Source organism: Virgibacillus carmonensis (assembly GCF_057836705.1).
Window position 1 is genome coordinate 1 of sequence record NZ_JBYQFJ010000019.1, and the last position, 26,728, is coordinate 26,728.

The 26,728-nt window shown below is 38.2% G+C and carries 23 protein-coding genes; 7 read left to right on the forward strand and 16 right to left on the reverse strand.

The annotated features are described in order from the left end of the window. Positions 1 to 256: 256 nt before the first annotated feature. Positions 257 to 1,495, reverse strand: a complete 1,239-nt coding sequence (locus AC3G7N_RS14300; RefSeq protein WP_489422847.1) for an aminopeptidase — start codon at positions 1,493 to 1,495, stop codon at positions 257 to 259. 257 nt (positions 1,496 to 1,752) lie between these two features. On the opposite strand from AC3G7N_RS14300, the gene AC3G7N_RS14305 reads away from it, so the two are divergent. After that, positions 1,753 to 2,085: a winged helix-turn-helix transcriptional regulator gene (locus tag AC3G7N_RS14305; RefSeq protein ID WP_489422848.1), complete on the forward strand. Its 333-nt coding sequence runs from the start codon at positions 1,753 to 1,755 to the stop codon at positions 2,083 to 2,085. A 53-nt stretch (positions 2,086 to 2,138) separates the two neighbouring features. Here AC3G7N_RS14305 and hutG read toward each other — a convergent pair whose 3' ends face one another. From hutG to cls, 7 genes are all read right to left on the reverse strand, one after another. Beyond that, entirely contained in the window at positions 2,139 to 3,092 is a 954-nt protein-coding gene (gene hutG / locus AC3G7N_RS14310) for a formimidoylglutamase (RefSeq protein ID WP_489422849.1), read from the reverse strand. Then, a complete protein-coding gene (gene hutI, locus AC3G7N_RS14315; RefSeq protein ID WP_489422850.1) occupies positions 3,089 to 4,342 on the reverse strand; it encodes an imidazolonepropionase in 1,254 nt (417 codons plus the stop codon). Before hutI ends, hutG begins: the two co-directional genes overlap by 4 nt. Positions 4,343 to 4,358: 16 nt before the next feature. Continuing rightward, positions 4,359 to 6,011 carry a urocanate hydratase gene (gene hutU, locus AC3G7N_RS14320; protein ID WP_489422851.1) on the reverse strand — a complete coding sequence of 551 codons (1,653 nt, stop codon included), beginning with the start codon at positions 6,009 to 6,011 and terminating at the stop codon, positions 4,359 to 4,361. Then, entirely contained in the window at positions 6,004 to 7,524 is a 1,521-nt protein-coding gene (gene hutH, locus AC3G7N_RS14325; protein ID WP_489422852.1) for a histidine ammonia-lyase, read from the reverse strand. Before hutH ends, hutU begins: the two co-directional genes overlap by 8 nt. Before the next feature lie 277 nt (positions 7,525 to 7,801). Continuing rightward, the gene (locus AC3G7N_RS14330; protein ID WP_489422853.1) at positions 7,802 to 9,226 is read right to left on the reverse strand and encodes an alanine/glycine:cation symporter family protein; all 1,425 of its coding nucleotides are present in this window, start codon (positions 9,224 to 9,226) and stop codon (positions 7,802 to 7,804) included. Positions 9,227 to 9,917: 691 nt separating this feature from the next. Beyond that, positions 9,918 to 10,433, reverse strand: a complete 516-nt coding sequence (locus AC3G7N_RS14335) for an acyl-CoA thioesterase (RefSeq protein WP_489422854.1) — start codon at positions 10,431 to 10,433, stop codon at positions 9,918 to 9,920. Between the two features lie 21 nt (positions 10,434 to 10,454). Beyond that, entirely contained in the window at positions 10,455 to 11,891 is a 1,437-nt protein-coding gene (gene cls / locus AC3G7N_RS14340) for a cardiolipin synthase (protein WP_489422908.1), read from the reverse strand. Positions 11,892 to 11,983: 92 nt separating this feature from the next. Here cls and AC3G7N_RS14345 point away from each other — a divergent pair, with 92 nt between their 5' ends. Continuing rightward, entirely contained in the window at positions 11,984 to 12,544 is a 561-nt protein-coding gene (locus AC3G7N_RS14345) for a Rossmann-fold NAD(P)-binding domain-containing protein (protein ID WP_489422855.1), read from the forward strand. 4 nt (positions 12,545 to 12,548) lie between these two features. Here AC3G7N_RS14345 and megL read toward each other — a convergent pair whose 3' ends face one another. After that, positions 12,549 to 13,733, reverse strand: a complete 1,185-nt coding sequence (megL, locus tag AC3G7N_RS14350) for a methionine gamma-lyase (protein ID WP_489422856.1) — start codon at positions 13,731 to 13,733, stop codon at positions 12,549 to 12,551. A 186-nt stretch (positions 13,734 to 13,919) separates the two neighbouring features. Between megL and rarD the strand changes: the two genes are divergently transcribed. From rarD to AC3G7N_RS14365, 3 genes are all read left to right on the forward strand, one after another. Next, the gene (gene rarD / locus AC3G7N_RS14355) at positions 13,920 to 14,828 is read left to right on the forward strand and encodes an EamA family transporter RarD (protein WP_489422857.1); all 909 of its coding nucleotides are present in this window, start codon (positions 13,920 to 13,922) and stop codon (positions 14,826 to 14,828) included. Between the two features lie 108 nt (positions 14,829 to 14,936). Then, positions 14,937 to 15,836: an SGNH/GDSL hydrolase family protein gene (locus tag AC3G7N_RS14360; protein WP_489422858.1), complete on the forward strand. Its 900-nt coding sequence runs from the start codon at positions 14,937 to 14,939 to the stop codon at positions 15,834 to 15,836. A 27-nt stretch (positions 15,837 to 15,863) separates the two neighbouring features. Further along, positions 15,864 to 16,499 carry a YpmS family protein gene (locus AC3G7N_RS14365; RefSeq protein ID WP_489422859.1) on the forward strand — a complete coding sequence of 212 codons (636 nt, stop codon included), beginning with the start codon at positions 15,864 to 15,866 and terminating at the stop codon, positions 16,497 to 16,499. A 64-nt stretch (positions 16,500 to 16,563) separates the two neighbouring features. Here AC3G7N_RS14365 and AC3G7N_RS14370 read toward each other — a convergent pair whose 3' ends face one another. Then, complete coding sequence (locus AC3G7N_RS14370) at positions 16,564 to 17,553, reverse strand: helix-turn-helix transcriptional regulator (RefSeq protein WP_489422860.1); 990 nt, start codon at positions 17,551 to 17,553, stop codon at positions 16,564 to 16,566. A gap of 106 nt (positions 17,554 to 17,659) precedes the next feature. Continuing rightward, positions 17,660 to 18,280, reverse strand: coding sequence for a hypothetical protein (locus AC3G7N_RS14375; RefSeq protein WP_489422861.1), 621 nt, complete (start codon positions 18,278 to 18,280; stop codon positions 17,660 to 17,662). 384 nt (positions 18,281 to 18,664) lie between these two features. On the opposite strand from AC3G7N_RS14375, the gene AC3G7N_RS14380 reads away from it, so the two are divergent. Further along, positions 18,665 to 20,287 carry an ABC-F family ATP-binding cassette domain-containing protein gene (locus AC3G7N_RS14380; RefSeq protein WP_489422909.1) on the forward strand — a complete coding sequence of 541 codons (1,623 nt, stop codon included), beginning with the start codon at positions 18,665 to 18,667 and terminating at the stop codon, positions 20,285 to 20,287. Between the two features lie 179 nt (positions 20,288 to 20,466). Here the strand turns inward: AC3G7N_RS14380 and AC3G7N_RS14385 are convergent, their stop codons facing one another. Then, positions 20,467 to 21,423, reverse strand: a complete 957-nt coding sequence (locus AC3G7N_RS14385) for an L-threonine 3-dehydrogenase (protein WP_489422862.1) — start codon at positions 21,421 to 21,423, stop codon at positions 20,467 to 20,469. A 290-nt stretch (positions 21,424 to 21,713) separates the two neighbouring features. After that, on the reverse strand, positions 21,714 to 22,907 hold the full coding sequence (locus AC3G7N_RS14390) for a glycine C-acetyltransferase (RefSeq protein WP_489422863.1): 1,194 nt from the start codon (positions 22,905 to 22,907) through the stop codon (positions 21,714 to 21,716). 423 nt (positions 22,908 to 23,330) lie between these two features. Between AC3G7N_RS14390 and AC3G7N_RS14395 the strand changes: the two genes are divergently transcribed. Beyond that, positions 23,331 to 23,459, forward strand: a complete 129-nt coding sequence (locus AC3G7N_RS14395) for a hypothetical protein (protein WP_489422864.1) — start codon at positions 23,331 to 23,333, stop codon at positions 23,457 to 23,459. Between the two features lie 86 nt (positions 23,460 to 23,545). Here AC3G7N_RS14395 and AC3G7N_RS14400 read toward each other — a convergent pair whose 3' ends face one another. From AC3G7N_RS14400 to AC3G7N_RS14410, 3 genes are all read right to left on the reverse strand, one after another. Then, entirely contained in the window at positions 23,546 to 24,358 is an 813-nt protein-coding gene (locus AC3G7N_RS14400) for a 3D domain-containing protein (protein WP_489422865.1), read from the reverse strand. Positions 24,359 to 24,716: 358 nt separating this feature from the next. Continuing rightward, on the reverse strand, positions 24,717 to 25,652 hold the full coding sequence (locus AC3G7N_RS14405) for an ABC transporter ATP-binding protein (protein ID WP_489422866.1): 936 nt from the start codon (positions 25,650 to 25,652) through the stop codon (positions 24,717 to 24,719). Continuing rightward, a complete protein-coding gene (locus tag AC3G7N_RS14410) occupies positions 25,642 to 26,715 on the reverse strand; it encodes an ABC transporter ATP-binding protein (protein WP_489422867.1) in 1,074 nt (357 codons plus the stop codon). The genes AC3G7N_RS14405 and AC3G7N_RS14410 overlap by 11 nt, the downstream gene beginning before the upstream one ends. Between the last annotated feature and the right edge of the window lie 13 nt (positions 26,716 to 26,728).

Sequence of the window (26,728 nt, forward strand, 5' to 3'; positions counted from 1 at the left end):
GATATCCTGGAACGAGCGTTGATTTATTGAGTTAAGCGTTGATATCCTGGAACGAACGTTGATTTATTGAGTTAAGCGTTGATATCCTGAAACATCCTGGAACGAGCGTTGATTTATTGAGTTAAGCGTTGATATCCTGAAACATCCCGGAACGAGCGTTGATTTTATCATTCGGCAGTTATCAAAAAACTATAATTTGACACCCAAAACTAAAATGCCACTCCCCAACAAAATCGGAAAGCGGCACAAAACAAAATTATTTAATTTCAAATGCCCAGGTTCCATTGCGGAAAACAGGTTCTGTTGTTCCATCCTGCATGACACCATCAATATCAAGGTTTTCAGACCCAATCATAAAGTCAACGTGCGTTAAGCTGTCGTTAACACCATGCTTGTCCAATGCATCACTATCCATGTCTGCTCCGCCCTCAAGATTGGTTGGGTATGCTTTCCCAAGTGCAATATGGCAAGATGCATTTTCATCGAATAATGTGTTATAAAAAATCAATCCTGATTGTGATACAGGTGATTCATGTGGTACCAACGCAACCTCACCTAGACGTCTAGCACCATCGTCCGTATCTAGTAAATGCTTTAATGTATCTTCCCCTTGTTCTGCTTTAAAATCGACTACTTTTCCTTCTTTAAATGTTAATGAGAAATTGTCGATTAGGCTTCCACCATAGTTTAATGGTTTGGTACTTGAAACTGTTCCGTTAACGCCATATTTATGTGGCATAGAAAATACTTCTTCTGTTGGCATATTCGGATTGAACGTGATGCCTTTTGCAGAATTAGCTGATCCGCCTTTCCAGATATGCCCTTCTGGAAGTTCCAATTCAAGATCAGTTCCCGGTGCTTTGTAAATTAATTTCTTATAATTTTTCTTATTCATCAACTCACGTGCAGTCTTCAATGTATCATTGTGTGCATCCCATGCTGCGATTGGATCTTCTTGATCAACACGGACAATTTTTACAATTGCATCCCAAAGGCTTTCAATTGCATCATCCTTTGATTGATCAGGGAAAATTTTCTGTGCCCAATCACCTGTTGGGATTGAAATAATAGACCAAGTTATAAGGTCATTCATCGTGTACTTACGGAAACTTGTCATAGCCTGTGCAGCAGCTTTATTTGCTTTGGCAACACGTGCTGAGTCAATATCCTTTAACAAGTCTGGGTTAGTGGAGCGAATCGACAATACAGCTGCACCGTCTTCCGCGTACATATCGTGTAATTTCACTCTCCACTCAGGAAAATCTGCAATCACTTCATCTGGTGCATTTTCATATTTTAAAAGTGTAAGCTCATCATCTACCCAATTAATATGTACATCTTTAGCACCTATTTCATATGCTTTACGAACAACAATTTTAGTGAATTCCGCACCTTCAATTGGTGCATTAATCATAAGTGCCTGATCTTTTTGTAAGTTAACGCCTGTACGTAATGCAAGTTCTGCATACTTTTCTTTTATTTTTTGGCTTACCATTCTATTCCCTCCGTTGAAATCATATATTTCGTGTACCGTTATTATTTCATAAATGAACAAAAATTACCAAGCAATTGTTCAAATTATGCAAAAATGTTGTTTCCAATTATTGTATATTTGTCCATTTACTAATCTATTGGCTAATTTACGTATCACCCTAGAATGTGTTATACTGTTATCAAGTTACTTTTCGTAATTAATAGTATAAAAAATCATATAAATTAAGTATAAAAACCATTTTAAAAGAGGTGATCTTCATGCAAGAATTATGTCCGCGATTTGAAAATGCTATGCAACTTGTCAGCAAACGCTGGGTCGGCTTGATTCTTTTCGATCTTTTAAAAGGCAAAAAACGCTTTTCTGAAATGGAAGCAGACTTACCGATTAGCGGAAGGTTGCTCTCTGATCGATTAAAAATGTTGGAACAAGAAGGTATTGTTGAGCGTAATATTTACTCCGAGTTTCCTGTTCGTATTGAGTATTCTTTGTCTGAAAAAGGGAAAGCACTAGAACCAGTAATTCAGGAAATTCAGCGTTGGGCTGAGGATTGGGTTACATTAGAAAAACAAACTGAAGAAGAAATAAAGTAAATGATAGGCTGTTTTACAAACAGCCTATTTTTTGTGCTTAAGTTACGGACTAATCAATCCCGAAGCTTCTTCCCTAACATAAACTGCAGCATAACATTTGCTGCCACTCGACTTGTCATGTTCCTTATATCCATTGTCGGATCAATTTCTACAATATCCATTGCTTTAACTTTTTCATATTTTGCTGCAAAATGCACCGCAGACAAAAGTGTATGGCTATCCATTCCCCCAGGTCCAATAGCAGGGCACCCTGGCGCGAAAGCTTGATCCAATACGTCCATGTCGACAGATAAATAAATAACATCTACTTGACCCGTAAGTCTTTTCATTTCACGTTCTAAAATTTTATTGATAAATTCACGCGTCAGATCTTGCATCGTATACACGATAACCCCTTGCTCTTTGGCATAATCATCATAGGCTTTAGCATTGGTAAAATCCCGTATACCAATCTGAATTAAATTTTTTCCTTCAATGACTCCGTCTTCTATCAACCGTCTGAATGGTGTTCCATTTGTTGGACCACCATCTTCCACATTGCGTAAATCATGATGGGCATCAAATTGAATAACGCCGACAGATAAATGTTTTTCTGAAAAGGCTTTAATTGATGAATGGCTAATCGCATGATCTCCGCCAAGCACCATCCAAAATTTTGCAGCATCCGTTTGATAAATATCAAAAAGTCCTTCATACAAACGTTGCTGGTTGCCGATTACATCTGTTGGATCCATGTTGATATCGCCAAAGTCAACAATTGAATCCACAAAATCCACACCCGTATCACCTGAAAAAGTGGTGTAGCTTTGCAAGGCTGATCGAATTGCAGTCGGGGCAAAGGACGCCCCTGAATGACTAATCGATGATTTGGAAAAAGGTGCGCCTGCGATGGCGAATTCAACTATTTTTCCATTTTTCCATGGGGATAGCAGCTCTTTGACCTTTGTTGTATAACGATCTTTAAACACTGCTTCGCCTGCAGGTTTAACATGTCTCAAATGAGTCATCGTATTGCCTGCCTTTCATATAGGACGGCTCCGTTTTTTACAACTGTATTCACATGGTTAACCCCATAGTGATACGGAATATACATATAATTTGGTGCATCCCACAGAACAATATCTGCTTTTCGACCTGGGGCAATGGTTCCGGCTTCATACCCGCGGCCAATTGCATGTGCTGCATTTATCGTTACTGCGTGCCAAATTTCTTCTGGTGAGAGATTTAGCTTCAATGCTGCAATCGACATAATGAGCTGTAAATTCTCCGTTACAGAACTGCCCGGGTTAAAATCGGTTGAAATAGAAATTGCCGCACCTGCATCTACCATTTTCCGTGCAGGTGAATACGTATCTTTTCCAAGGTAAAAGCTTGTTCCAGGTAAAATAACCCCAATCGTATCAGATGCCGCTAATTGCTTGATGCCTTCATCAGACGCAACAGCTAAATGATCCCCACTAATCGCGCCGACTTCAACAGCAAGCTCTGTCCCACCAAGAGGGTCAATTTCATCTGCGTGAATTTTAACACCAAAACCTTTTTCCTTTGCTGCTAGTAGATATTTTCTTGACTGCTCGACTGTAAATACACCTGTTTCGGTAAAAATATCCACAAATTCGGCAAGATTCTTATCTTTAATTTCATCGAACATTTCAGCCATTTCATTCAAAAAAGCATCTGGATTTTCTTTAAATTCAGGTGGAATTGCATGTGCACCAAGAAAAGTTGAAACAAGATCTAATGGATGCTGCTCACTAGCGGCTTTTGCAACCTGAAGCTGTTTGAGCTCGGTTTCTTTGTCTAACCCATAGCCACTTTTTGCTTCAACTGTTGTAATTCCATGCATCGCCATTCGATCTAAATGAAATAAAGCTTTTTTTAATAAGTCGGCGTATGAAGTTTCTTTTGTTGAATTAACGGTAGATAAAATTCCACCCCCTTGCTTTAAAATCTCAAGATATGGAACATCCTGTTGTTTCAATGCCATTTCTTTTTCACGTGATCCACCAAATACTAAATGAGTATGGGGCTCGACTAAACCAGGTGTAACAAGTTTGCCCTTTGCATCAATGGTGCGGACAGCTTGGATATCAGCTGCATTTTCAGACGAGCCAATCCATTCCACTTTTCCTGCGCGTACAGCAACGGCTGCATCCTCTATCACAGCTAAATCGTTCATGTTATGACCTTTCACAGGTCCTTTTTTATCCATCGTAAGTAATTGTCCAATATTGGTAATAAGTAAATCTATGTGCATGATGTATAACTCCTTTCTATTTTTTCGTTGGGATCGTAATGTCATGTTCCTCAGCAAAGTCAATGGCAGATTCATAGCCTGCATCTGCATGGCGGATGATGCCCATACCAGGGTCTGTTGTTAACACACGTTCCAAACGCTCGTGCGCTAGATCCGTACCGTCCGCTACCGCAACCATTCCTGCATGTAGAGAATACCCCATACCAACGCCACCACCATGATGGAAGGAAATCCATGAACCACCAGCAGCCGTATTAATGAGCGCGTTTAATACTGCCCAGTCCCCTACCGCGTCACTGCCATCTTTCATTCCCTCTGTTTCACGGTTTGGCGATGCAACGGATCCACAATCTAAGTGGTCACGTCCGATAACAACTGGTGCTTTTATTTCACCTTTTCGAACAAGATCATTTATTGCTAACCCCATTTTCATGCGTTCGCCATAGCCCAGCCAACAAATACGAGAAGGAAGGCCTTGAAACGCAATTTGATCATGTGCCATGTCAATCCAACGAATCAATGCTTCATTTTTTGGGAAAAGTTCTTTAATCAACCGATCTGTACGGTAAATATCTTCGGGATCTCCTGAAAGTGCTACCCAGCGAAATGGTCCTTTTCCCTCTGTAAATAATGGGCGAATATAGGCTGGTACAAATCCAGGAAAATCAAACGCCTGCTCTACACCTTCGTCATGTGCTACCTGGCGGATGTTGTTTCCGTAATCAAAAACGATGGAACCCCTCTCTTTATACAAAAGCATTGCTTCCACATGTTTAGCCATGCTAGCTTTTGATTTTACCGTGTATGTTTCTGGGTCCAATCCCCGTAATGCAACCGCTTCTTCAATGGTAATCCCAATTGGGACATAGCCATTCAACGGATCATGTGCAGATGTTTGATCTGTTACAATATCAATGTTAATATCTTTCGTTAGAAGTTCATGGTGTACTTCTGCCGCATTCCCAAGAAGAGCGATAGACAGAGCTTTCCCTGCAACACGTGCTTCTTTTGCTAAGGAAATTGCTTCATCAATACTTTCCGTCATAACATCGCAGTATTTTGTTTTTAAACGTTTTTCGATTCGGCTTTTATCTACTTCAACGGCGATAACAACCCCTTCATTCATCGTTACAGCAAGTGGTTGTGCCCCGCCCATTCCGCCAAGTCCAGCGGTCAGCGTAATTGTTCCTTTTAATGATCCATTGTAGTGTTTTTTTGCAAGTGAAGAAAATGTTTCATACGTTCCTTGTAAAATTCCTTGGGTACCAATATAAATCCAGCTACCAGCGGTCATTTGGCCATACATCATCAAACCTTTTTGATCAAGTTCATGAAAGTGCTTCCAATTTGCCCACTTTGGTACTAAAACAGAATTAGATAACAATACACGTGGTGCGTGTTTATGTGTTTTAAACACCCCAACAGGCTTACCAGATTGGATTAGCATCGTTTCGTCATTTTCTAAGTTTCGTAACGTTTTAACAATCGCATGAAACGCGTCCCAATTCCGTGCAGCTTTTCCAATGCCACCATATACAACAAGTTCTTCTGGATTTTCAGCAACCTCAGGATCGAGGTTATTGTAAAGCATACGTAACGCCGCTTCTTGCTCCCAACCTTTACATTCTAGTTCCAATCCCCTTTTCGCTCTTACATCAACCTTATTCATGAAAGACTCCCCCTTTTAGACTTATATTTGAATGTGCATCATTTTTTAACCAGGTTGTTAGATTCGTTATATCTGTTGCAAAAATACGGTCAGTTGTAATACTGGGAACAACCTCACGGGCTTTTTTGTAAAATTCTTTTGTAACGGTTCCCATTTGATCTGTACCGCGATACTCAACCGCTTGCATCGCACATATGAGTTCAATCGCTACCACATGTCGTGAATTTTGCAACATTTGTAAGGCGTGCCGTGCAGCTATCGTACCCATACTGACATGATCTTCCTGGTTAGCTGAGGATGGAATTGAATCAACACTTGCTGGATGTGCAAGCGTTTTATTTTCGGATACAAGTGATGCAGCACTATATTGCATGATCATCGCACCAGACTCAAGGCCAGGGTTCGGACTTAAAAATGCCGGTAAATCATTTAGTTGCGGATTTACCAAACGTTCAATCCGCCGTTCAGCTATGTTCGCAATTTCAGCTATTCCAAGTTTGATAAAATCCATGGCAAATGCGATTGGTTCACCGTGAAAGTTGCCGCCAGATATCACTTTATTTTGGTCTGAGAAGATTAATGGATTATCGGTAACAGCATTCATTTCGGTAAATAGTTTTTCTCTTGCATAATTGATTGTTTGCCAGCATGCACCAAGAACCTGTGGGATGCATCTGATTGAGTAGGCATCTTGAACACGTAGTTCGCCCTGCCTTGTGATGAGCTCACTGTCTGCTAGGATATTACGCATTCGTTCTGCCACATCCATCTGTTCCTGGTGACCACGAGCAGCATGTAAATCCGCATCACATGCATCGATGATTCCATGCAGCCCTTCCATCGTCATCGCAGCCACTAATTCACTTTGATGAAGCAATTTGTCGGCTTCAAGATAGGTAACAACACCAACAGCGGTCATTGCTTGTGTTCCGTTTATAAGTGCGAGTCCTTCTTTTGCTTTTAATGTGAGTGGTTTAATTCCTTCTTGATGAAGCGCATCAAAAGCTGGGATTTTTTTGCCTTGATAGATAACATCCCCTTCTCCCATAAGTCCAAGCGCCAAATGAGAAAGTGGTGCAAGATCCCCACTTGCCCCAAGTGAACCCTGCTGTGGTACGACAGGATGGATACCACTATTTAATAACTTGAGAAGTTGATTAACTAAAACAAGCCGTACACCTGAATATCCTTGCGATAATGCATTTGCCCGAAGTAAGAGCATTGCCCGTGTGATACTTTCAGAAAATGCTTCCCCCACCCCACAAGAATGAGAGTGAATCAGGTTTAGTTGTAAGTCTTCTAGATCAGTGTCTTCAATTACCACATCACTAAATTTTCCAAAGCCTGTGTTAATCCCATACATCGTTTTTTTATCCATGATAAGCTTATCAACTGTTTCGCGATTTGCTTCTATGTTAATACATGTTTCATTTGCTAACTTCACTTTCTCATTTCCAAAAACTACGCGTTTCAATTCTTCAAATGTAACTGTTTTTCCAGTTAAAATAACCATGGTAAACCTCCTTCTAGTACCGCTTTACTAGGATAAAGCAATGAAAGTAAAAAGAGGCTACGGTTATAAACCGAGCCTCTTTGATTGATCATTTAATTGATTTAATTGTATGTTGCTGCTTTTCATTAAAAGCACCCCGACTATTCGAAAATTCTTACCCTTATTGTAAGCGTTTTCTGTCAATGTTGCAACTATTCATAAAAGTATTTCAGGATATAAAAAATGACGTTGCGCGAAAAAAAACGCAAGTACCTATAACAGGCGCTTGCGTTTTTCATTACTCCTTATCCTGTTTTGCTTCTTTTCGATCCCAGAACTCGACACCGTCTTGATTTTCTAGTACATCACGGTAAAACACCGGGTCTTTTCCTTGTTTTCGTTGACGTTGGTAATCTTTTAATACACGATTTGCAATTTTAAATAGCTTGGTAATTGCGTACAAGTTAATTAACGCCATGATTCCCATCGATAAGTCAGCCAGCGCCCAGACTAAGTCAAAGGATACAACCGCACCAAATACTACCATTGCAAGCACTGCTATACGATAAATGAATAACGCTACTTTACTTTCTTTAATGAATCCAATGTTATTTTCTCCATAATAGTAATTCCCAAGAATAGAACTGTACGCAAATAGGAAAATTGCCACTGAAATAAAGACAGATGCCCAATCACCAATGTGAAATTCAAATGCACTTTGCGTCAGTTGGATCCCATCAAGGTCACTTCCTTGGTATCCGCCAGCTGAAATAATAATGAAACCTGTTGCACTACAAATTAAAATTGTATCAAAGAATACACCTAATGATTGGATCAATCCTTGTTTTGCAGGATGTGTGACTTCTGCAGTTGCAGCCGCGTTTGGTGCACTACCCATACCAGCTTCATTGGAAAATAGACCGCGTTTAATCCCCATTGAAATTGCTGCACCGAATCCTCCACCAGCTACCTCACGAATACCAAATGCATTAGCAAAAATAAGTGAAATCAGATCTGGAACTGCAGTAATATTCACGATTAACACGAAAACAGCAAGGATAATGTACAAAATTGCCATTATCGGCACTATGTATTGTGTTACATTCGCGATCGTTTTAAGTCCTCCGAAAATAACTACAGCAGTTAATAGGACAAGAATCATTGCCATAATGTTTTTACTGAAATCAAATTCGTTAGCAAATGCTAAACTTATTGTATTTGATTGCACCGAATTGAATACAAGTCCATACGTAAATGTAATTGTAATAGCAAAAAGAATCCCAAGCCAACGCTTATTAAGTCCTTTTTCCATATAATAAGCTGGACCACCACGATATTGATTTTTTTCAGGCACTTTATAAACCTGTGCTAGCGTACTCTCGACAAATGCCGTCGCAGCACCTAACAACGCAATGATCCACATCCAAAAGATTGCTCCTGGACCACCAATTGCTATGGCAGATGCAACACCAGCAAGGTTTCCAGTTCCTACCCGCGATGCAGCACTAATAGCAAATGCCTGAAAAGATGATGTCCCTTTTTTCCCTTTCGCACTCATTGTTCGTTTATCGAATAATACCCGAAACATTTCAGGTAAGTATCTAAATTGGACGAATTTTGTTTTTATGGTAAACCAAAGGCCAAGACCAATTAGAACAATAATTAACAAATAATCCCATAAAACGCCATTAACTTCTCCGACCATACTCTCGATGAAACTCATGTTTTGTTCTCCCTCCGGATGTTTGCATATGATTTTTATTTTAATACTTGCTATTTTATATACCCTTTGCAGTTTACTCATAATCTATATTTCATAAATAGACCCTCAATATTTTATCATAACTGCAAAGAAAAACATAATTGGAAGGTGGAATGATATAAGTGTTGATATCCGGAACGAGTGTGGATATATCGGATTAAACGTTGATATCTGGCGGAGAGTGTTGATTTATCGGATTTAGTGTTGATATCCCGCAGCGAGTGTTGATTTATCGGATTAAGCGTTGACATCCGGCAGCGAGTGTTGATTTATCGGATTTAGTGTTGATATCCCGCAACGAGTGTTGATTTATCGGATTAAGCGTTGATATCCGGCGGAGAGTGTTGATTTATCAGATTAAACGTTGATATCCGACGGAGAGTGTTGATTTATCCAGATAAGCGTTGATATCCTAAATTGAGCTTCAAGCATAATCAAGCGCAACAAGCCTTTGCAAATAAAAAAAGCGCAAGGGCCTTGAAAGACACGACAAGCATAAGCAGAACGGTGCAGTGTGGATGGGTTCCTCGCACGGAAGCGAACTGCTTATGTCTCGAGTGTCTAGGCGCTGGAGCTAGACAGACTTTCTTTTATACTTTCTTTACTCTTAAAAAAAGCCGCCTCAAAATAGAAGCGACTCATCATACAAGTTTTATCTGTCCCAAGGGAACTCGGTGCCAAAAGCTGTTGCTAGTTCTTTTGAGTTGGCACGACGTTCTTTACGGTGCTTTGCTCTTACTGGTGCATGTTGGTTGAGATTTTTTTCGAATTCAGTTTCTGGTACAACAGATTTAACTGGGATTGGCTTCCCATTTTCATCCACGGCAACAAATGTTAAAAAGGCTGTGGTGCACACCTTCCGCTCTCCTGATAGTAAATGTTCTGTTACTGCTTTGACGAATACTTCCATCGATGTATTGTGTGTCCATGTTACGAAAGCTTCGACACAAATGGAGTCTCCCTCTTTTACTGGTGCGAGAAAATCGACTGAATCGGTGGAGGCTGTAACTACTGTTTCTCTGGCATGACGGGCTGCTGCTATAGCTGCTACATCATCAATATGTGCCATCAGTTTTCCCCCGAACAATGTTCCATGTGTATTGGTATCTGGTGGTAGTACATGGGATGTTTTAACCGTTAATGAATTTCTGCATGTATTTTTTTCCATTTTTATTGCCCTCCTGCTATCTTATAAAATTGGTGAGAGTAGTCGAGAGATGGATTCTTTAAACCGAATACCAATCGACCGTTGTTCATATAACTTCTTGGTCATCTGAGTGGAAAGACTAATATCCTCCATATAACTTGCCACCAATTTCCCTGCAACAGTACTGTCATATAAGAATGCATTCCCTTCAAAGTTTAACCTAAAGCTGCGGACATCAATATTTGCTGTCCCAACTGATGCGATTTTCCCATCTACTATAATGGTTTTGGAATGAAGAAATCCATTTTGGTAAATATACACTTCTGCACCCGCCTTAAGCAAATCGCCAATATAGGAAAATGTAGCCCAATAGACAAATGGATGGTCTGGCTTATTTGGGATCATAATCTTTACATTAACCCCTGAAAGACAGGCAATTCGTAATGCATCCGCAAGACTCTCATCGGGAATGAAGTATGGTGTTTGAATATAAACATATTTTTTAGCTGAGAGAATCATTTTAATGTAACCATTTTTAATTTGTTGCCATTCAGAATCCGGGCCGCTTGAAACAATTTGAATCCCAACATCTCCAGCAGAAAGAGCAGTAGGATAGAATCGTTCATCATATAAAATATCATTTCGCGAAGCTTGATTCCAATCCAAAATAAAGCGTGTTTGCATATGATGGACAGCATCCCCTATTACACGCAGATGTGTATCACGCCAATAACCAAACTTCGTATTTTTGCCCAAGTATTCATCACCAATATTGAAACCGCCTATATAGCCAACTTTTCCGTCTATTACAGCGATTTTTCTATGGTTACGATAATTGATTTTCATATTGATTTTAGGGATTTTTGGAGGGAAAAATGCCTCTACCTGCCCACCAGCTTGGCGAATTCGTTTAATGAACTTTCTACTTAGTGTGCGCGATCCCATATCATCATATAAGACACGAACCTCCACACCTTCATTTGACTTTTTCACTAACACATCTGCAATCTGTTTTCCAAGTCCATCATAACGAATGATATAATAGAGCAAATGAATGTGATCATTAGCCTTTTCCAAGTCTTGCAGTAATGCCTTAAACTTTTCTATTCCATCCGTATAGATATCCACCTTGTTATCTTGTGTAAAAATCGCATCATTATTTCGTAAATGCATGTAGTACAGATCTTTATATTCACTTAATTCTTTCTGTTTAAAAACAAATGTATTTTCTTCTAAGGCACGAAGTTGAGCCTGTACGGAGCGCTTGACTCCCAGCTTACTTTTCGTCTCCCAAGTAAATATATGTTTATTACTAATCTTCTTGCCAAACACCAAATAAAGGAAAAACCCTGCAATTGGAATTAGTAATAGCACCATTAACCATGCCCAAGTCGATGTAGCATCTTTTCGTTCCAAAAATATAATGGTAAATGCTAAGCCCATGTTTGATATGATAATAAATGCTAAAAGGTAAGGCATAAATTCCAAAGCGACTTTCTCCTTTCAAAAATAATATTTTCTTAGTATCCATAATATAGCACAAATTAATCCAACAAGTTGAGGCGATTAAGATGAAAAGTAAAAAACATGCTTTGGTGATTGGTGGAACTGGGATGCTGGCTCAAGTGTGTCATGCGCTCGTTAATGATTATTACTATGTATCCGTCATCGGTCGTAGTACTATTCGTCATCAACAGTTAAACGATTCAAGTCCCGATTCTGCTAAAATACATGCAATTGAAACGGACTACCGTGATGATGATCATCTTAGGCAAGAGCTGCATAAAGCTTTTCAAGCAGTTGGCATACCAGACCTTGTGGTTAGTTGGATTCACGCCTCAGCACCACATGCACTTGATTCGCTAATCGACGAAATAACCAGCATTAATCAAACAAAAACTTGGAAATTATTCCATGTGCAAGGTAGTTCCCGCTTTTTTGAAAAGGAAAACACGCCTATACCTGACAATTGTCGGTACAGACGCGTTTATTTAGGATTTATCGTAGATGGTACAGATTCTTCACGCTGGTTGACACATAACGAGATCTCTACTGGAGTGGTTCGCGCCATTCAGACTGATCAAACAGAAACAGTTGTAGGCACACTGGAACCATGGGATAAACGACCATAAGCTGTTAAAGTTGATTCAGCGCTTGTTCTATATCAGCCCAAATATCTTCCCATGCCTCGAGTCCTGTGGATAAACGAATTAGTTGATCCGTAATTCCCATTTGTTTTCTTGACTCCTCAGGAATAACGGAGTGTGTCATCGTCGCAGGGTGCTGGATAAGTGTCTCTGCGTCACCAAGGCTCACCGCGATTTTAATAAATGACAGCTTATTCAGCAAGCCCTGAGCATCCGCTTTCGTTCCATTTATAGTAAACGCAATGATGCCTCCACCACGTTTCATTTGTTTTTTGAAAATCGGATAATCAGCGTGGTTTTCATCACCTGGGTAATAAACATCGCATACTTTCGGATGGCTTTTCAGCTTTTCAAAAATTTTCTCTGCATTATCCGAATGGCGGTCTAACCTGATTGGTAATGTTTTTAATCCACGGAGTAACAACCATGCATCAAAAGGTGAAATTATACCACCGATATCCTTTTGAGTAGTCATGGCTACTGAGTCTAAAAATTCTTTTTTCCCCACTACTAAACCAGCGACAACATCACCATGTCCGCCGATGTACTTCGTTGCACTATGAAGTACGACATCACAACCATGTTCGAGTGGTTGCTGTAAATATGGCGATGAAAAGGTATTATCTACTACTACAGGTATATTAAATTCCTTTGCAACGTCTGCAACCATTTGTAAATCGATTAATTTCATCGTAGGATTGATTGGTGTTTCCACATAAATACATGCTGTTTCGGGACGAATGAGACGACGAATTGCCCCTTCAGAATCCATTTCTGAAAAATCATGCGCTATATTATATTTATCCTTCATCATAGTCAATAGTCCAAATGTACATCCATATAGGCCGGATGAGCAGATAATATGGTCATTTGCCTTGGTCAGTGCGATTAATACTGCAGAAACAGCTGCCATTCCTGATCCAAAAGCAAGACCACGTTCACCCTTTTCCAGTGCAGCAATTCGCTCTCCTAATACAGCGACAGTTGGATTTCCGAGTCGCGAATAAATATAACCCTCTTCTTCCCCGGCAAATCTTTGTTCTCCTTGCTCGGCACTATCAAAGGTGAATGTAGAAGTTTGAAATAATGGCGTAGTTAAACTGCCTAACATATCTTTAGCATCATATCCCTCATGAATGACAGTTGTCTCAAAACGCTTTGAATTGGTACCCATTTTTTTCTCCCCCATTAATTTATACATGTGTATCTTAAACTATCATATATGATTTCCTGTTGTTTTGAAAGCGTTTTCCTTCATTATTATATAGAACATGCCGATTGCTTTTTATTAGAAAAAACTCTAAACTTATCTTACTTTATTATTTAATACTGGTAGAAAGATAGATTGGGAGTGTTAGTTGTGGAGCAAAATGACGAAAAAATTGGAATAATATACACTGCTAGCGCATATTTCTTATGGGGATTCCTGCCGATATACTGGAAGTTCATTCAAGAAGTTTCAGCAGGAGAGATATTAGCACACCGGATTATCTGGTCTTTTCTATTTATGGTTGCTATTATTCTTGTAATGCGAAAAGGAAAATCCTTTAGTAAAGAATGTAAGTTAATTATTAGGGATAAACGCAAGCTGATTGGGATTATGCTTGCATCTGTCATGATTAGTATAAACTGGCTCACCTATATTTGGGCTGTAAATAGTGACCATGTAATCCAAGCAAGCCTAGGATATTATATAAATCCGTTGGTTAGTATTTTGCTGGGGATTATTGTTTTAAAGGAAACCTTAACAAGAAGACAACTATTGTCCTTTATTCTAGCCGGTGTTGGGGTGATTTATTTAACCTTTAGTTATGGTGTATTCCCTTGGGTCTCTCTCTTATTGGCGTTCAGTTTTGGATTCTATGGTCTTTTGAAAAAAATGGTCGATGTAGGTGCCATGTTCGGGTTAGCAATTGAGACCATGATCGTAACACCTTTAGCACTTATATATGTTCCTATATTTACAGAAAACACATTTGCTCAAAATTACTTCTTATCGAGCACAAATTTATTATTAATTGGGGCTGGTATCGTAACCGCAATTCCATTATTATTATTTGCAAGCGGTGCGAAAAAAATCCCATTATCAATGGTTGGGTTTTTACAATACATTGCACCAACTATCATGCTAATATTAGGTGTGTTTGTTTACCATGAAACGTTCTCAACTTCTCACCTAGTTTCATTTATGTTAATCTGGATTGCATTAATCATTTATATGGGTTCTGCATATCGCAGACCATCAAATAGACAAAGAAAAAAAGCGTAAGACCTTTAAGTAATGTGATACTTTCACTAAAATAAGGGTATACATGATAAGGGGTATTTAACACGCTCGTAACGTAAAGAAAATATACTATTCATAGGTGTGGTCATCATGAAGAAAAAAACAGCTATTATTACTACAGGAGTATTATTGGTAGGGTTAATGATTTTCATCATTATTTCAACCTCGTATTCCCCCATCGACAAGGCGCTGGACAAAGCTAAAATAGAAGATGAAAAAGATAAATTAGAAAAAGAAAAGGAAAAAAAGGAAGCAATTGAAGAAAAAGAGATAGAAACAGAGGATAATGTTACAGGAAAAGTGAAAGACTTGGTAACGGGTGCTGTTCAAGAAACAATTGATTTTCTCACAAATAATGAAGCACGGGTTGTAGCAATTGGTGATTCACTGACACAAGGTGTTGGTGATGAAACTGGTAATGGTGGTTACATTGGAATGTTAGAAACTGCTTTGAATTCAACAGAGGAAACGATTGTTGAATTTGAAAATTACGGCAAACGTGGCCGCCGCTCTGATCAACTTTTAAAATATTTGGAGGACCCTAAAGTAGCAACGTCAATTGCAGATGCAGATATTGTGTTGATCACAATTGGAGCAAATGACATTATGCAAGTAGTGAAAGAAAACTTTGCGAATATAACCATTGACGACTTTAAAAAAGCTCGCGTGGGGTATGAGAACCGCTTAAAGCGGATTTTTGAAAAGATTTATTCCTTAAACCCTCAGGCAGAGGTTTATTTCCTAGGATTTTATGATCCTTTCGGGAGATATTTCCCGCAAGTTAAAGAACTGGGAATCATCGTTCGAAACTGGAATCAAACTGGCAAAAGTGTTACCCAACAATATGAAAATGCCACATATATTCCGACAATTGATTTATTCGATGACCAAAATGTTGATTTATTTTGGAGGGATAATTTCCATCCAAACTATAAAGGCTACCATCGAATAGCGGAAAGAGTTTTGGAATTTCTGCACAAAGAAGAATAAGGTACTATGGAAGAAAGGTGGGCATCTATGAAAAGACGAGACAAACAGCTGAAATCGAAATGGAAATGGAAAAAATACTTTTATATTTTGCTCACAGCTAACGTAGTTATTTTGATTGGTATTATTCTATTAATTTTCTGGCCAGTGTCAAGTTCAACCATTCCAACTGCAGAACAGGTTGATGAACAAAAGAGCTCGCAATTTATTGTACGAACAACAAGGGACAATTTAAATGATCTAGTCAATGCATATCTAGATAAATTACTCGATAACTCACGACACCATTACAGTATTGAGTTAAAAGATGACGTACATTTAATAGGAGAACTGCCCGTTTTTTCTACAACCATCCCACTCTCTGTTCACTTTGAACCACTTGTACAGAAGAACGGGGACGTTATTTTGAAACAAAAGTCTATTTCTGTGGGTTTATTAGAGCTCCCGAATCAAAAAATTATGGAGTATATGAAAAAATACTTACCAATGCCAGAGTGGGTAACCGTGAATCCAAAAAAGGAAGAGCTTTATCTAGCTGTTACAAATATGGATATACGTAGTAACTTCAAAGTTAGTATTGAACATTTTGACTTAGAAGCAAATAATCTCGCATTTAAAATTCATGTCCCTTACCAGTCACTAGGAATAAAGCCTGATAATTATTAATTGAATTGACGGCAACAAAAGGTCTAAAGCAAGCCATTCTCTCACTTGTTTTAGACCTTTTGTTTTATTCTATATATATTTCATTCATCTGTTTGATTTTGTTTTTAACTTGTTCTACCAAATGGTCAGGTGATAATACCTTGGCATGACTTCCCCAGGTTAAGATCCAATTAATTAGACCACTGGATAGCTTTGCTTTAGTCGTTAATATAAAATGCTCATCATCAATCTTTTTGATATCAGCTTCTTTACCAAACCGGTCTAATACAACATTAACCAAATCTATGTGAAAACGTATTTTAATCCAAATCTCTTCCCCAGCAAACATGTGAAAACTTTGATTTATGTATTCTTGCAAATAGAAGTCCTTACTTTTCACAAACGATTGGTCGCTTATTTCAATACTTCGAATCCGGTCCAAACGATAATGCCTAATTTCCTTTGTTTCTTTAAAGTATCCAATTAAATAGTAAAAATCATTTTGCCAGATCAATGCATATGGTTCTACATGATACTGATCACCGTTACGATGAAACGAAAATTCTTTATTTACATTGTATTTCCCATATTTATAAGTTAGAGATTTTCCCTCTGAAATAGCCCGGTGAACACAATCAATGTTAAGTTTAACCAAATCATAATCCATATTCGTAGATTGACTAAACAAAATCGGTTCTGGCAATGTCTTTCCGATATGCTTACTAGTCAGTTGCTTCATCTTTCTGATTAACTTTTTCTTTTCATTCGTTGTAATAAATCGTGCAGATAGAATAGCATCAATCATAAGTCGCAATTGATAAGTCTCGAATAATCTGGCCTGATGACTGTAAAATATCTTTCCGAACTTCCCTTTATTTTTTACAATTTCAAAATCCAATTCGTCCAAAATTTCCAGATCTCGCTTGATGGTACGGTGGTCAACTCTCAATTCCTCACCAGTTATATGACGTAACTTTTCGCTCAGTTCATCAATGCCTACCTCATTAAAATCGTCTGTATCCGCAAACAAAATTTCTTTTACTTTTAATAAACGATAATTACTTCCACGTTCCATTTTAGCAGGGATCCCTCCTATCTCAGAAAATCCTGGCTTATAGCCAAAGCCTTATGCTTTCTTAAAGTGAAAAAAAGACCATCTACAAAAGTATATGGCCCTTCTCTTATCGAATCACAAATCGTTTTACCTTAGTTAATAAAAATGTAAATGATTGCTTTGTTATCACACTGTCACTACTCGTTAACATCGGCTCTAAAACCTTGTTTTTGTAGTCGCTAAGTTTTCCCTGAAAAACTAATTGTAAACCAGATAACCCTCTGATATCTGATGGTGTGGTAAAACAGTCAGGTTTGGAAAGCTGAAACCCTTCCACATCGCGTAAAACAGTTGCGACAAACTGAGAACAAAACATTGCGTGTTCGCGATTTATTTCGATTTGTAGCATGACACCAAAAAGCCCTAAAAAGTTATATTTATAATTGCACGCTTGCAGTTCTATTTCTCTTATTTTTGTTTGAACCTTTTGAAACTCTGCGTCAGTCAAATGATAAGCATAAATGGCACATGATGCATTTTTCAAAAAATCGCCGTGAATATTTTCCTTCACAAATCCACCGATAAACGGGTTTCTTGGATTTTTTCTACCGAAACTATAGACTTCCTGCAATTCATCGTCAAATGAGATGGATACATGATTTAAGCCTTCTTTCGTGCAATAATTAATTGCACGGGATAAATAAGTTCCAGTATCTGTAAAGAGAAAGTAAATCGTTCTTCCTCCCATGGCATTCCCCTCCGTGTGACGGTATGCATTTAACACTTATTTGTAGTGTTGATTTATTGTTACACATATACCGAAAAAAATATAGTCTTTTTGAAAAAATAAAATTAATTTTACATTAAAAAGAGAATTTTTAAAAATTTAAATCTTCAACTGCACTTTCTTCCTATATTATATGAAGTTACTGCACAAACTTCTACTATTTTTTCAGAAAAAATTACTTAAGATTGACTAATTGCTATAAATGCCGTAATCTAGCGTTGATGCTTTTTTTAGTCGTGAAAATTGTCTTAACTATCAATGTTTTAAAATATATAAGAAATACGAAGGCTTTCGCCATTAATGGAAGCGATAAGCCACGTTTTATTATTGGAGGAACTAACAGATATGATAAATGTTTCAAATGTAAGTTTACGTTTTGGTGATAAAAAATTATTCGAGGATGTAAATCTGAAGTTTACTCCGGGAAATTGTTATGGGCTAATTGGGGCTAATGGTGCTGGTAAATCAACTTTTATAAAAGTTTTATCTGGTGAAGTTGAACCCCAAAGTGGCCATATATCCCTTTCTTCTGGAGAACGGATGGCTGTTTTAAAACAGGATCACTTTGCATATGAAGACAAGGAAGTCTTGGATACTGTTTTGATAGGACATGAGAAATTATATAAGGTGAAACAAGAAAAAGATGCTATTTATATGAAAGCTGATTTTTCTGAGGAAGATGGCATGCGTGCTGCTGAACTTGAAGGTGAATTTGCAGAAATGAACGGTTGGGAAGCAGAATCAGATGCAGCTGTCTTATTAAAAGGGCTCGGCATTGATGATGAACTTCACAGCAAAAAAATGGGCGACCTATCTGGTGATCAAAAGGTTAAAATCCTTCTTGCACAAGCATTATTTGGCAACCCAGATATCTTGTTACTCGATGAGCCAACAAACGGATTAGATATTCAGGCTATTCAGTGGTTAGAGGATTTTCTAATTAACTTTCAAAACACAGTAATTGTTGTTTCCCATGACCGTCACTTTTTAAATAAAGTCTGTACGCACATTGCGGATGTTGATTATGGAAAAATCCAAATTTATATCGGTAACTACGACTTCTGGTATGAGTCTAGCCAACTTGCTTTAAAAATGTCGCAGGATGATAACAAGAAAAAAGAAGATAAAATTAAGGAACTACAAGCCTTTGTTGCTCGATTTAGTGCAAACGCATCAAAGTCTAAGCAGGCAACTTCCCGTAAGAAAATGCTTGATAATATTACACTGGAGGATATAAAACCTTCATCTAGACGCTATCCATTTGTTGGTTTTAATCCTGAGCGTGAAATTGGGAATGACTTGCTTCGAGTTGAGGGCTTGACGAAAACCATTGGCGATAAGAAGGTATTAGATAATATCAGCTTTACTGTTAATAAAGATGATAAAATTGCATTTGTCGGTCGCGATGATATAGCAAAAACAACTTTACTCAAAATTATTATGGGAGAAATGGAACCAGATGCTGGAACCTATAAGTGGGGAGTGACAACATCACAATCCTATTTCCCTAAAGATAATGCAAAGTACTTTGAGGATAATCAACTTCCATTAGTGGATTGGTTGCGCCAATATTCACCTGATGATCAGACCGAAACATTTTTACGTGGATTTTTAGGTAGAATGTTGTTCTCTGGCGAAGAAGCACTTAAGAAAGCGAATGTGCTATCAGGGGGAGAAAAAGTACGCTGTATGCTAGCAAAAATGATGCTTAGCAATGCAAACGTACTTGTATTAGATGAACCAACAAACCATTTGGATTTGGAATCCATTACAGCACTTAATAATGGATTGATTAAATTTAAAGGGTCCATTTTGTTCACGTCACATGACCATCAGTTTGTTCACAGTGTGTCCAACCGGTTAATTGAAATTACGCCTGGTGGTATTGTTGACAAAGAAATGTCCTATGATGAATATGTGCAGGATAAAGGTCTACAAAAAAAGATTGCAACAATGTATGCTGGATAATATGGAAGGAGCGACACCGATTGGTGCCGCTCTTTTTTTATTGAAATGAGGAAACTTTATCTCCCTTTATCAACACTCGCTTCCGGTTACAATGTTCATCCCCAGTCAACCCATTATAAATTCCGATCTTAATCATTTATAAAAGGGACCTAGTCTAAGACTAGACCCCCTTCTCCCAACTAAACACTCTTATCGACTTTCGCTTCTACTTTTTCCAGCATGTCTTTTGTCATTTTATCAAGATCGTATTCTGCTTTAAATCCCCATTCTTTCGCTGCTGCGGAACTATCGATCCGGTTTGGCCAGCTCTCAGCAATATTTTGACGAACTGGATCGACGTCATAATCAAGTTTGAAATCAGGAATACTTTGTTGAATAGCCTTTGCAAAATCTTCTGGTTCGGCTGAAATGGCAGATATATTAAATGCGTTGCGGTGCTCCAGCTTGCTTCCATCCGCTTCCATCAATTGAATGATTGCATTTAATGCATCTGGCATATACATCATGTCCATGTATGTATCTTGTGCAATATAGGAAGTATAGGATTTGTTTTTCACTGCTTCGTAATAAATTTCAACTGAATAATCCGTTGTTCCGCCGCCTGGTGGTGTTGCATAAGAAATGAGTCCTGGAAAACGGACTCCACGCGTATCAACACCAAAGCGTGAATAGTAATAATCACAAAGCAGCTCGCCTGCTACCTTATTTACGCCATACATGGTTGTCGGACGTTGAATCGTATCCTGTGGTGTATCATCTTTCGGTGTGTTTGGACCGAATGCCCCAATTGAACTAGGTGTAAAAAATTGCAGATCAAGCTCACGGGCAACCTCTAGTGCATTCACAAGCCCACCCATGTTTAGATCCCAAGCTTTCTTCGGGATGGCCTCAGCCTTGGCTGAGAGTAGTGCTGCAAGGTGCATAATTGTATCGACACCATATTGCTTTGCTACGTCAAATACGCGATCATAATCTGTTACATCGACGATTTCAAAGGGTCCATCGGCATCATTATGATCCTCTTTTTTTCTTATATCTGTCCCAATCACATTTTCTTTACCATATGTCTCTCGTAGTTTCGTGACAAGCTCTGAGCCAATTTGCCCTAAAGCACCTGTAACTAAAATCTTTTTCATTCGTTTTACCTCCAACAATTCATCTACCGTATACTTTTACGAAATGCTCTTTTCATAAGTTTTGTTGCTATTTAATCCTTGCAAAAAAATTGTGTCAACATACCGCTCCGGAAATACACTACGCTAGCATGCCGTTTGACTTTCGCTTTGGATAGTCGACTCCTGCTTAGAAAAGCAACAGCTGAAGCGTTGCCCGCAGAAAGCGACTGCCGGAGCCAAGTCTGGCGTTGCCACACTATCGATAGTTTATTGATTTTGTGGCAAAAACAACAAACTTTTAGAAAACAGCCTTACGAAATGATACCCATTTCTTTTCCAACCTTTTCATAAATCTGTAGTGCATCATCAAGCATTTCTTTCGTATGTGCTGCGCTAGGCATGTTACGCACGCGGCCAGTTCCTTTTGGTACAGTTGGAAATACAATTGATTTGCAATAAACGCCATGTTCATATAATTTTTTACTAAACTTCTGTGTGTCTAATTCATCACCGATGACACATGGTGTGATTGGCGTTTCACTATCACCGATATCAAACCCTAATTTTTTCAGGCCAGCTTTTAAGTAATAACTATTTTCCCAAAGCGTTTCATTTAGTTCTGTGCTTTCCATCAGCAATTCAACTGCTTTTGTGCTTGCAACTGCGTCTGCCGGTGTAACAGCTGTTGAAAACAAAAATGGACGTGAACGCACTTTTAACCAATCAATTAAATTTGCCTTTCCAGCGACATATCCTCCAACTACACCGATTGCTTTCGATAATGTACCCATTTGTAAGTCTATTCGATCCTGTAAGCCAAAGTGTTTTACTGTTCCAGCACCCTTACCCATTACACCAGAACCATGCGCGTCATCTACATAAGAAATTAAGTCGAACTCTTCTGCAATATCTACAATCTCTGGTAGTAAAGCAACATCGCCATCCATGGAGAATACACCATCTGTAATAACCATAATTTTATTATAGTTTCCAGACTCAACTGCTTCTTTTGCTTTTTTACGTAAGTCGTCCATGTCAGAATGGTTAACGCGAATAATTTTTGCCTTGGATAATCGGCACCCATCAATAATGGACGCATGGTTTAGCTCATCTGAAAGAATCGCATCATTTTTATCCATAACAGCTGAAATTGCTGCCATATTACAATTGAACCCGGACTGATATGAAATTGCTGCTTCTGTACCCTTGAACTCAGCTAACTTTTCTTCAAGTTCAATATGGACGTCTAATGTACCATTGATTGTACGTACAGCCCCTGCACCAACACCATGAGAGTCAATAGCTGCTTTCGCTACCTTTTTCAATCGTTCATCTGTTGCTAAACCTAAGTAGTTATTGGAAGACAGGTTAATTAATTCTTTCCCATCTATCGTAATGATCGGTCCATTAGGGCCTTCTACAGGTTCAATGTCATTGTAAAGTCCTTTTTCTTTTAGATCCGCAATATTTTCTTCTAAAAATGAATGTAATGTTTTGCTAGTCATCGTATTATATCCTCCTTTTTATGTAAGCGCTCTATCCTATACCGTTAAAATTCGACATAAAGCCTCCGCATAATTCATCTTACAGTTTACCATATTTCACTAATTATGTTTAATAAGAACAGGTCATTTTTTAGTATGTGCATGATTGGCTTTTTATTACATAAGAAACCTGTCATTTTTGTAAGAAATTTCTCTAATTTTGTCATAAAATACTATAGTAAAATAGTCACTTTTTTATTATACTAGTCCTATGAACTACTTTATCGCAGTTTGACGGGCAATAAAACCTCATGGCTCAAAATTGAGGTTAGACTGAGAATACTAGGTGGGGGATAACTGCCCGTTCAAGCCCGATTGGTTCAACTAACATTCAGTGGGAGAAGAAAGAAACTGAATGAAGTTTCACTTTATGGAGGAAATAGTATGAAAAAAGTATTAATCACTGTGTTTCTTATGTTAATTATTGGGTTTGGAATCGTAGGTTATACACAATCAGAAGATCCTAATCAAACAATTGAAAAAGATACGAGCCCATCATCGATTAAACTCTAGGCTTATTTGACATAAAAAAAAAGGAAAGCAACTAACTAAATAGTGCTTTCCTTTCATGATGCTCACGTTTCATTATTCAGTTGTAATTAATTTAAAATGGTTACGTCTACTGTGCGAACGCCCCATGCATATGCTTCATCTTTTGTTCCAACATGGATGTCGATTTCTTCACCATTGATTGCTCCACCAATATCTCCAGCAATAGCACGGCCATAGCCTTCAACATAAACTTCAGTACCTAATGGGATTACGTCTGGATCTACTGCAATTACTTTTGCATCTGGATTAGCATTTAAGTCAATCCCTGTATATGTTACTCCTGAACATCCAGGGCAATCAGCTGTGTATGCTGTTGCAGATACAGTAACTGTTTCACCTTCTGGATTGCTATCTTCTGATGTATTTTCGTCATTCGAATTTTCTGCTTTAGCTGTTTCAGTTTTTGGTTCTGGTTTTTCAACTTTTTTAGGTTCTGGCTTCTCAGCAGTTTTTGCTTCTACTGCTTCGGCTGGCTGACTAACCTGCTCTTGACCTATGTTGACATCATTAATAGTAAGATTTTGTCCGATAACAATTAGACTAGAGTCTAGATTGTTCCATTCCATGATGTTTTTATAGTTCACATCAAATTTGTTGCCAATCCCAATTAATGTGTCACCTTCTTCAACCTTATATGTTTCACTTTTTTCTTCATTGATTTCCAGTTTTTGTTTTGGATGAATCACTGTAGATTTCAGTGAGTTTATATTAACTAAATCGTCTACTGTTGTATTGTTTTCTTGTGCTATCTCCCAGAGGTTATCTCCTTTTTCTACTTGATACTCCTCAGCTGAGACGCTTGACATTCCTGCTCCGGCAATAATAATACCTGTAGCAAGAGTCGCTACTAATTTTTTCATAGGTTGTTCCCTCCTCGAATTTCTGACATTGCCTATATTATCACAGGGGGATAAGCAATGCAGTTACAGGGAGGTTAAGAGTATATTACGAGATTTAATGAATAGCCCCTGAAATGTTACAAATGTTATAGATTTATAACAAAAAGCAGCTTTATTACATAATATAAGGACTTTTGAACTACTATTTGTGGTAGTTTCAAGGTTATTCACTCTAAATTCTTGTATTCTAGCAAATGTTTTTAACTCTGTAAAACGGGAAAATGGTTAGTTGTGAAGAAAAAACCAGAAAAACCTTGCTATCTCAAATGAGATAGCAAGGTTTTTCTGATTACTATATTTATTGTTTTCTTTTTATACGTTATTTAGATTCTAATTGTTTCTTATACTGTTCAAATTCAGTCGGTGTACAACGCACCCAGTGTCTTGGAGAAACTTCCCTAAACTCTGGTTCTTCATCAACGTTGTGTACCGTTGGATCATACTCCACACGTTTACGGTTACGTTCGTACTCTGGATCTGGTAATGGAATAGCAGAAAGTAGTGATTTTGTATATGGATGCAACGGATTTCTATACAACTCGTTACTGTCAGCTAGTTCTACCATATTTCCAAAATACATAACGCCGATACGATCACTTAAATATTTAACCATGGATAAATCATGGGCAATAAATAGATAAGTCAAGCCGTATTCACGTTGTAATTTTTTCAATAAATTTACTACCTGTGCTTGAATGGACACATCAAGTGCTGAAATTGGTTCATCAGCAATAATAAATTCTGGCTTCACTGCTAATGCACGTGCAATTCCAATACGTTGTCTTTGTCCGCCACTGAATTCATGCGGAAAGCGTGTTGCGTGTTCTTTGTTTAGACCTACTGTTTCAAGTAGCTCCTCAACACGTTCTTTACGTTCTTTTGTATTTTTAGCTAGGTTATGAACATCAATTCCTTCAGCAATAATATCCATAACTGTCATTCTTGGGTTAAGTGAAGAAGACGGATCTTGAAAAATCATCTGCATTTTACGATTAAATTTTTTCATTTCAGCTGTAGACTTTTTACCATGAACATCTTCACCTTTAAACTTTACACTTCCATCTGTCGCTTCATATAAACGAATGATTGTTCTACCGGTTGTAGATTTTCCGCAACCTGATTCCCCAACCAATCCAAATGTTTCACCTTGAAAAATATCAAAGTTAAGACCGTCAACGGCTTTGACGACACCTTTTCTACCAATTTTAAAATGACGCTTTAGATTACTAACTTCTAATAACTTTTCAGCTGTCATGTACTTCACCTTCCTTAACTCCAGGAGTTGTACCAGTTGACGCAAATCCATCCATTCGTTTTTGTACGGATGCTGGCGGCTTTACCTTTGGAGCATTTTCATGCAATAACCAAGTTGCAGCGTAATGTGTATCTGATACCTTGAACATTGGTGGTTGCATTTCTTCGTCAATCTTTAATGCATATGCATTTCGTGGTGCAAATGCGTCACCTTTAGGCGGATCCGTCATATCTGGCGGGCTGCCTGGAATGGTGATTAAATCATCTGTACTATCATCGAGTGTAGGCATTGATCCTAATAGACCCCATGTATATGGATGTTTTGGGTTATAAAAAATTTCTTCTGTTGTACCAATTTCAACTATTCTTCCTCCATACATAACCGCAACCCGGTCTGCAACGTTTGCAACTACACCTAAGTCATGTGTAATGAAAACAATCGCACTACTTGTTTCCTTTTGAATATCCTTCATCAATTCTAAAATTTGCGCCTGAATCGTAACATCTAAGGCTGTAGTTGGTTCATCCGCGATCAATAACTTCGGATTACATGCTAATGCAATCGCTACTACAACACGTTGGCGCATACCACCAGAGAATTGGTGTGGATATTGGTGTAACCGTTTTTCAGCTTCTGGAATTCCTACAAGCTTTAACAATTCAATTGCTCGTTCACTTGCATTCCTACGATTCATTTTTTGATGTTTCATTAAACCTTCCATAATTTGATTCCCGATTTTCATTGTGGGATTCAATGACGACATTGGGTCCTGGAAGATCATCGATATATCTTTTCCACGTATTTTTTGCATTTCTTTTTCTGATTTATTAACTAAGTCTTCACCTTCAAACATAATGGATCCTTCTTTTATAACCCCTTGTGGTTTTGGAAGAAGTCGCATAATAGCTTTTGTTGTAACAGACTTACCTGATCCTGATTCACCAACAATCGCAAGTGTCTCTCCTTTGTTTACGTCAAAGGATACGCCACGCACTGCTTGCACCTCACCGCCAAAGGTGTTAAATGAAACGTTCAGATTGTTCACTTCTAGTAATTTACTCATTTATAAACACCTA

Coding starts and splice junctions, on each gene's coding strand:
- AC3G7N_RS14300 (WP_489422847.1), bottom strand. CDS start 1,495: ATGGTAAGCCAAAAAATAAAAGAAAAGTATGCAGAACTTGCATTACGT.
- AC3G7N_RS14305 (WP_489422848.1), top strand. CDS start 1,753: ATGCAAGAATTATGTCCGCGATTTGAAAATGCTATGCAACTTGTCAGC.
- hutG (WP_489422849.1), bottom strand. CDS start 3,092: ATGACTCATTTGAGACATGTTAAACCTGCAGGCGAAGCAGTGTTTAAA.
- hutI (WP_489422850.1), bottom strand. CDS start 4,342: ATGCACATAGATTTACTTATTACCAATATTGGACAATTACTTACGATG.
- hutU (WP_489422851.1), bottom strand. CDS start 6,011: ATGAATAAGGTTGATGTAAGAGCGAAAAGGGGATTGGAACTAGAATGT.
- hutH (WP_489422852.1), bottom strand. CDS start 7,524: ATGGTTATTTTAACTGGAAAAACAGTTACATTTGAAGAATTGAAACGC.
- AC3G7N_RS14330 (WP_489422853.1), bottom strand. CDS start 9,226: ATGAGTTTCATCGAGAGTATGGTCGGAGAAGTTAATGGCGTTTTATGG.
- AC3G7N_RS14335 (WP_489422854.1), bottom strand. CDS start 10,433: ATGGAAAAAAATACATGCAGAAATTCATTAACGGTTAAAACATCCCAT.
- cls (WP_489422908.1), bottom strand. CDS start 11,891: ATGCCTTACCTTTTAGCATTTATTATCATATCAAACATGGGCTTAGCA.
- AC3G7N_RS14345 (WP_489422855.1), top strand. CDS start 11,984: ATGAAAAGTAAAAAACATGCTTTGGTGATTGGTGGAACTGGGATGCTG.
- megL (WP_489422856.1), bottom strand. CDS start 13,733: ATGGGTACCAATTCAAAGCGTTTTGAGACAACTGTCATTCATGAGGGA.
- AC3G7N_RS14360 (WP_489422858.1), top strand. CDS start 14,937: ATGAAGAAAAAAACAGCTATTATTACTACAGGAGTATTATTGGTAGGG.
- AC3G7N_RS14365 (WP_489422859.1), top strand. CDS start 15,864: ATGAAAAGACGAGACAAACAGCTGAAATCGAAATGGAAATGGAAAAAA.
- AC3G7N_RS14370 (WP_489422860.1), bottom strand. CDS start 17,553: ATGGAACGTGGAAGTAATTATCGTTTATTAAAAGTAAAAGAAATTTTG.
- AC3G7N_RS14375 (WP_489422861.1), bottom strand. CDS start 18,280: ATGGGAGGAAGAACGATTTACTTTCTCTTTACAGATACTGGAACTTAT.
- AC3G7N_RS14380 (WP_489422909.1), top strand. CDS start 18,665: ATGATAAATGTTTCAAATGTAAGTTTACGTTTTGGTGATAAAAAATTA.
- AC3G7N_RS14385 (WP_489422862.1), bottom strand. CDS start 21,423: ATGAAAAAGATTTTAGTTACAGGTGCTTTAGGGCAAATTGGCTCAGAG.
- AC3G7N_RS14390 (WP_489422863.1), bottom strand. CDS start 22,907: ATGACTAGCAAAACATTACATTCATTTTTAGAAGAAAATATTGCGGAT.
- AC3G7N_RS14395 (WP_489422864.1), top strand. CDS start 23,331: ATGAAAAAAGTATTAATCACTGTGTTTCTTATGTTAATTATTGGGTTT.
- AC3G7N_RS14400 (WP_489422865.1), bottom strand. CDS start 24,358: ATGAAAAAATTAGTAGCGACTCTTGCTACAGGTATTATTATTGCCGGA.
- AC3G7N_RS14405 (WP_489422866.1), bottom strand. CDS start 25,652: ATGACAGCTGAAAAGTTATTAGAAGTTAGTAATCTAAAGCGTCATTTT.
- AC3G7N_RS14410 (WP_489422867.1), bottom strand. CDS start 26,715: ATGAGTAAATTACTAGAAGTGAACAATCTGAACGTTTCATTTAACACC.